The organism is Mesorhizobium sp. M7A.F.Ca.CA.001.04.2.1 (assembly GCF_003998485.1).
Lineage (GTDB): Bacteria > Pseudomonadota > Alphaproteobacteria > Rhizobiales > Rhizobiaceae > Mesorhizobium > Mesorhizobium ciceri.
Genome location: NZ_RZQT01000048.1, coordinates 37,145 through 43,407 on the forward strand (window position 1 = coordinate 37,145; position 6,263 = coordinate 43,407).

Sequence of the window (6,263 nt, forward strand, 5' to 3'; positions counted from 1 at the left end):
GAAGCCGCGTCAGGCCGGCCAATTTCCGCCGGCGAGCGCGGCGTAGAGCGCTTCGGCGTCGATACCGAGCGGCCGGTCCTCTTTCAGCATGGGGACGAGAGCGCGTATCACCGCGTGAAGTGCGGCCGTGCGCGGCGCCAGTGTGAAGCCGTCACGCAGGTCGACGGCCTGCGCGGCGGCCATCAATTCGAAGGCGATCAGCCACCGCCACAGCGCGATCATCCCTGCGCATTTCGCAACCGCCAGAGGTGTCTGCGTGGCGTGATCCTCGACGCCCTCCGACACGGCCAGAAAGTCGAGCATCACCGGATTGGCCTTATGGCGGATGGCGGCCAGGATCGAGGTCACTGTCTTCTGTAGCGGTACAAAGCCGGCGGAGGCGCCGCCGACCGGCGACAGATATTTCGGTAGGCCATTGCGGCCCGAACCGGTGAGCTGGATGAAGCGCGCGGCACTGGCCGCGGCACATTGGGCGATCGCCAGGCCGAGCGTCTCAAAGGCGAGCGCCAGTGCGGCGGTGTGGAAATTGCCGGTCGACAGTACCAGTTCATCATCGCCCAGCACCAGCGGGTTGTCGGCGGCGGCGTTGAGCTCGATCTCGACAGCCTGTCTCGCCTGGCCGATCGCCTCGATCAGTGCGCCATGGACCGACGACATGCAGCGGATCGACAGCGGGTCCTGCAAGGTGGTCGGTGCCGGCGCGTCGTCTCGGACGAGCAGATTGTGCAGCACCTTGGCTGCTTCCTGCTGGCCGGCTGCCGGGCGCGCCATATGCAGGCGCGGGTCGAGGATGGTGCGGTTGGCACCAAAACCTTCCATGGTCAAAGCCCCGGCATGCTGTTGCTGGGCCAGGGCAGTGAGGGCATCCGTCACTGCAAGTGCGCCGCTGCCGGCGGAAACCGCCGATGCGTTGATCAGCGATAGCCCGTCCTTGGGCGCCAGGCTGATCGGGGCGAGGCGCGCCATCATCAGCGCCTTGGCCGCCGGTATGCGACGGCCCTGATAGTCGGCTTCGCCTTCGCCGGTGAGCATGCGGGCGAGTGCCGTCATCAGCACCAGGTCGCCGGCTCCGATCGAACCGAGCGAGGGCATGACGGGATGGACGCCGGCATTGAGCGCGTCGAGCAAAGCAACGAAGACGGAAGACGAAAGGCCGGATCCGCCAACCGACAGCATCGCTGCACGCGCGGCCATGCTTGCCCGCACGGCATCGACCGGCAATCCTTCGCCGACGGCGCCGCTGCGTCCCTCCAGCAACTGGCGCTGGAAGGCTCCGGCATCGCCCTCTACAGCAGTGCCGAGATTGGCGCCGAGCCCGGTGTTCAAGCCATAGATCTGCTGGCCGGACGCTGCAGCCTGGTCGAGCACTCTTCGTGCCTTCTCAAGCCTGCCGATGACATCGGGTCCGATCTCCACCTTGCGCCCATCGCGGGCGACCGCAGCGACATCGCCGACGCCGACGCCGGTTCCGGTGAGGACGAGCGCGCTCATGCGAAGCGCAGTCTCTGGCCGATGCCTTGCGCCTGCGCCTTGGCCAGCATCGCCTTGCCCAACGCGATATCAGACAGCGACAGGCCACGATGCCAGAACAGGATCGTTTCGTCGTCGCTTTCGCGCCCGACTTTCAGGCCGGCGGCGATCTGGCCGAGCTCGGCATGCAGCGTCTTCTCGCTCAGCCGCCCGGTCTCGACATGGGCGCGTAGCGAGCCGAACTTGCCGCCCTTGCACTGGCCCCAATCGTCGACGACCATTTTCTGCATTATGTCAGTCAACGACAGTTCCACCGCGCTCATCGTGCCATAGGGCACGACCAGCGCGCCGGGCTTGATCCATTCGGTCTTCAGCAACGGCTGCGGCTCCGGCAGCCGCGAGGCCTCGACGACGATGTCGGCGCCCTCGATGCAGCTTTTCCAGTCGGCCACCGCTGTGACCGTCTTGCCGAGATCGGCGGAGAGTCCGGCGGCAAAACCGTCGCGGCTTTCCGGGCGGCGCGAATGGACGCGAATCTCGTCGAAGTCGAAGAGATGGTCGAGCAGGCGCACATTCCAGTAGGCGGTGCCGCGCGCGCCGATATGGGCCAGCACCTTGGAATTCTTGCGCGCCAGATGCCTGGCGCCGATGGCGGTGACGGCGCCGGTTCGCATGTCGGTGATGACGGTGGCGTCGAGGATGGCGCGCGGCGCGCCGGTGCGCGGGTCGAACAGGTTGAGGATGCCGAATTCGGAAGGCAGGCCATGCAGGTAATTGTCGACATAGTCGCCGACGATCTTGACGCCGGCCGTGTCGAGCGGCGCGACGTAGCCGCGCAACACGTTGAAATGGCCGTGGAAGGACGGGTCCGGCTCGAGATGGACGCGCGGTTCGATCACCGTCTGGCCCTTGCCTTGCGCCACCAGGCCAGCCTCGACGGCGGCGATGATTTCGCCATCGGTCATGGCAAGGGCATCGATATCGAGGGCATTGAGGTAGTCGATGTAGATGGGCTTCATGTTACGCGTATACTCTCCTCGACGGCCCCATCCATTCCATAGCAGGCCATGGCGGCACACGAAAGTTTGTTGCGACGTCTCTGGACGTCGCCGGGGAGATGCTGTTCAAACCGGTTCCGTCATGACTGCCATTCCCGAGATCGCAACCTTGTCCGAAACGGCCACCCATGCGCGGCGCGTGGCGTTGATCGTCGCCATCGCCTTTTTCATGCAGTTGCTGGATTCGACGATCATCTCGACATCGCTGCCGCAGATGGGCGCCTCCTTCGGCGTGTCGCCGGTGGCGATGAGCATCGGCATCACCGTTTACATGCTGACCATGGCGGTGTTCGTGCCGCTGTCGGGCTGGCTCGCCGACCGGTTCGGGGCGCGCAACATCTTCCTGCTGGCGATCGTCCTGTTCACCCTGGCTTCGCTCGCCTGCGGCCTCTCGCAAACCCTGACCCAGTTCGTCGCCGCACGTGTCGTGCAAGGGCTCGGCAGCGCGCTGATGACGCCGGTTGGGCGCATTCTCGTCCTGCGCAATGCGCCGAAATCCGAACTGCTCAACGCCACGGCGCTGATCACCTGGCCAGCACTGTTTGCGCCGGTGGTCGGGCCGGTGCTCGGCGGCTTCATCACCACCTATCTGTCCTGGCACTGGAATTTCTTCATCAACATCCCGCTCGGCGTGATCGGGCTGGCGCTGGTCGCCCGTTTCATCCCAGGTGACCGCGAGGCCGACCCCAAGCCGCTCGACTGGCCCGGTTTTTTCCTGACATCGGCGGGACTTGCCTTGCTGCTCTACGGTCTCGAGCGTATCGCGCATCCCGAGGACGGCGTGCTGCCGACAGCGCTGCTGATCGTAGCCGGCATCGTCCTCGGCTGGCTGGCGGTGCGCCATCTCAGGCGCGCGCCGCATCCGCTGCTCGATCTCTCCTCGTTCAAGGTGCTGACCTTCGCCATCTCGACGCTTGCCGCCGGCACCATTTTCCGGGTGGCGATCAACGCCACGCCGTTCCTGCTGCCGCTGCTGTTCCAGGTTGGCTTCGGCCTTTCGCCTGTCGATGCCGGCTTGATGATCCTGGCCTATTTCCTTGGCAATCTCGGCATGAAGACGGTGACCACGCCGACGCTGCGCCGTTTCGGTTTCCGCTCAGTGATGGTCGTCAACGGCATCATCGCCTCGGCCTCGATCATGGCTTGCGGAGCGATCTCGCCGCAGACGCCGCAAGCGCTGGTGGTGGCGCTGATGCTGATTGCCGGCCTGTCGCGCTCGATGCAGTTCACCGCCCTTAACACGCTGGCCTTCGCCGACATCGATGCGTCGCAACGAAGCTCCGCGGCGACGCTGTCCTCGATGCTGCAGCAGGTGGCGATGCTGTTTGGCGTCGCGGTGGCGGCGGCGATCCTTAATCTGTCGCAGATCGTCAGGGATCGCCCCGCTCTCGATCTTGTGGATTTTCGAGTAGCCTTTCTGGTGATCGGCGCCATCGGGCTGGTGGCGGCGTTGCGTTTTCTCGTGCTCCCGCCATGTGCGGGCGCGGAGGTTTCCGGGCACTCGCCGGGAAATTCAGATCGATTTTTCCGCCTGATGCGGAGATAAATTCCGTCCTGTCCCTTTGCCTTGGTGCAGCGCTTTCGCGTGCGGCCGCAATGGCGCAACCAATTGCCAAAAGCGCAGAGTTTTCCGCGCATTGCGCCAGCTTCGGTAATCGATGCGTCCACTCGATAAATATCGCAGCCGGCCTGGGTTCCGGGCGCGGATTCATTTGACGAACCGGCGTTGGGCCGATTAGCGTTCTTTCCAGGGATGGCAGCGCTGCCATCGGGGCAAACGCAGACATGAACACCATCGGCTGGCCAAATTTCAGGAGCCTGAACCAGGAAGGCATTGTCTTTGCCATCGCCGTGGTGCTGTTCGTTGCAGCGGCTATAGGCCTGCCAGGCTTCATCGACCCCAACAATCTCGTCGCCATCGTCCGCTCCGTGTCGGTGCTGGGCATCCTTGCGCTCGGCATGGCCGTGGTCATCATCGGCCGCGGCATCGACCTCTCTGCCGTCGCGATCATGGCGATGTCGGTCGCCTGGTACCTGCAACTGCTGAATTCGGGGACGCCGGACGGGCTTGCCTTCGCCTATGTGCTGGCCGGTGTGCTGGCCATCGGCCTGCTCAATGGTTTTCTCGTCGCCTATGCCGACGTGCCGGCGATCTTCGTGACGCTGGCGACAGGCTCCTTCGTCTTCGGCTATGTACGCTCGCAACTGATCACGCAGGATGCCGTGCCGGTGCCGCAGGGCCATTGGGTCGAGTTGCTCGGTGGCCTGCGCTTCCTCGACATTCCCATCGAGGTTTTCGTCTTCGCAGGGCTGGCCTTCCTGTTCTTCCTGTTCCTGCGCTACACCAAATGGGGCCGCTATATCTATTTCGCCGGCGATAATCCGGTGGCCGCCCGCAACATCGGCATGCCGGTGCGGCCGATGCTGGTGCTGCGCTATGTGCTTTCCGCCTTCGTCGCACTGGTCGCCGGCCTGCTGACGGCGGCCAGCCTGCATTCGATCAATACCCGCGTCGTCAATTCGACGCTGCTCTACGATATCGTGCTGGTGGCGGTTATCGGCGGCATCGGCCTGTCCGGCGGGCGCGGCGGGGTGCGCAACGTGCTGGTCGGTGCGGCACTGATCGGCATCCTGCTCAACGCCATGACCATCATCGACATTCCGCTGCTCTACCAGAACCTGATCAAGGCAGCGATCCTGCTCGGCGCCATCATCGTCGACGGCATCATCAATCCACGTGACGAGCAGACCGCCCAGCAGGGCGACATTTAGACCTGAACTGCGGCGGACGGTTGGGGCCGGCCGCTGATAACAACGACCAAAGCAAAAGGATCCGACATGAAACTGATCAAGACACTCATGGCCGCCGCCACGGCGCTCGCTGTCACCGCCTTCGTGGCGCCAACCTTCGCCGCCGACGATCCGGGCCCGGCTGCGTACGCGCAGGCGCTCAAGGGCAAGCGCGTCATGCTGGTGCCTCTGGCAATGGGCTTCGACCTGGCGCAGGGCTGGGCGCACTATCTGAAGACCGAAGTCGAGGCCTGGGGCGGCGTGTTCGAGACGCGCGACCCGAACTGGGTCGTCGATGCCGGCGCGCAGGCGATCACGGACGCCATCTCCTCGGACACCAGGCCGGATGTGCTAATCATCCACGCGCCGGACCTCAACTCCTATTCCAAGCTGATGAAGAAGGCGCAGGCCGCCGGCACCTATGTCATCCTGGTCGACAATCCCGCCAACTTCCCGGCCGACGCCTTTATCGGCAGTGACTGGGACCGGCTTGGCCAGCTCGAGGCCGAAGCGGCGATCAAGGGCTGCGGCCCGAACTCGTCGAAGAAGATCGGCCTTGTGCAGGGTGACCAGGCGAACTCCTCCAGCCTCTATCAGTATGCCGGCATCATGAAGGTGCTGGACAAGAATCCCGACTTCAAGGTGGTGGCCAAGCCCGATTCCAACTGGGATGCGACGACCTCGCGCAACGTGACGACGACGATGCTGCAGCAGAACCCGGATATCTGCTCGATCATCGATTTCTGGGATGGCGACGCCACCGGCGCGTCCGCCGCGATCCGCGATGCCAAACTCGACGGCAAGGTGTTCCTGGTCACCACCGGCGGCGGCGAGAAGGCGGCCGATTGCGACAAGCTGGTCGACGGCACCTATGGCGCTGTGGTGATGACCGATCTTGCTCGCCAGTCGGGCGACATGAACGCCATCATCAAGTTCCTGCTGCAG

The 6,263-nt window shown here is 64.4% G+C and carries 5 protein-coding genes; 3 read left to right on the plus strand and 2 right to left on the minus strand.

Annotated features, from left to right (window positions below; translation table 11 throughout):
• Positions 1 to 9: 9 nt before the first annotated feature.
• Positions 10 to 1,491 (minus strand): histidine ammonia-lyase, encoded by a 1,482-nt coding sequence (gene hutH / locus EN955_RS17060; RefSeq protein ID WP_024501555.1) that lies wholly within the window; start codon positions 1,489 to 1,491, stop codon positions 10 to 12.
• Complete coding sequence (locus EN955_RS17065) at positions 1,488 to 2,489, minus strand: ornithine cyclodeaminase family protein (protein ID WP_024501554.1); 1,002 nt, start codon at positions 2,487 to 2,489, stop codon at positions 1,488 to 1,490. Before EN955_RS17065 ends, hutH begins: the two co-directional genes overlap by 4 nt.
• Before the next feature lie 121 nt (positions 2,490 to 2,610).
• On the opposite strand from EN955_RS17065, the gene EN955_RS17070 reads away from it, so the two are divergent.
• The 3 genes from EN955_RS17070 to EN955_RS17080 all read left to right on the plus strand — a co-directional run.
• Complete coding sequence (locus EN955_RS17070) at positions 2,611 to 4,074, plus strand: DHA2 family efflux MFS transporter permease subunit (protein ID WP_024501553.1); 1,464 nt, start codon at positions 2,611 to 2,613, stop codon at positions 4,072 to 4,074.
• 239 nt (positions 4,075 to 4,313) lie between these two features.
• A complete protein-coding gene (locus EN955_RS17075; protein WP_013530837.1) occupies positions 4,314 to 5,300 on the plus strand; it encodes an ABC transporter permease in 987 nt (328 codons plus the stop codon).
• 66 nt (positions 5,301 to 5,366) lie between these two features.
• A partial coding sequence (locus EN955_RS17080; RefSeq protein WP_164769887.1) for a sugar ABC transporter substrate-binding protein occupies positions 5,367 to 6,263 on the plus strand: 897 nt, incomplete at its 3' end.

Coding starts and splice junctions, on each gene's coding strand:
- hutH (WP_024501555.1), bottom strand. CDS start 1,491: ATGAGCGCGCTCGTCCTCACCGGAACCGGCGTCGGCGTCGGCGATGTC.
- EN955_RS17065 (WP_024501554.1), bottom strand. CDS start 2,489: ATGAAGCCCATCTACATCGACTACCTCAATGCCCTCGATATCGATGCC.
- EN955_RS17070 (WP_024501553.1), top strand. CDS start 2,611: ATGACTGCCATTCCCGAGATCGCAACCTTGTCCGAAACGGCCACCCAT.
- EN955_RS17075 (WP_013530837.1), top strand. CDS start 4,314: ATGAACACCATCGGCTGGCCAAATTTCAGGAGCCTGAACCAGGAAGGC.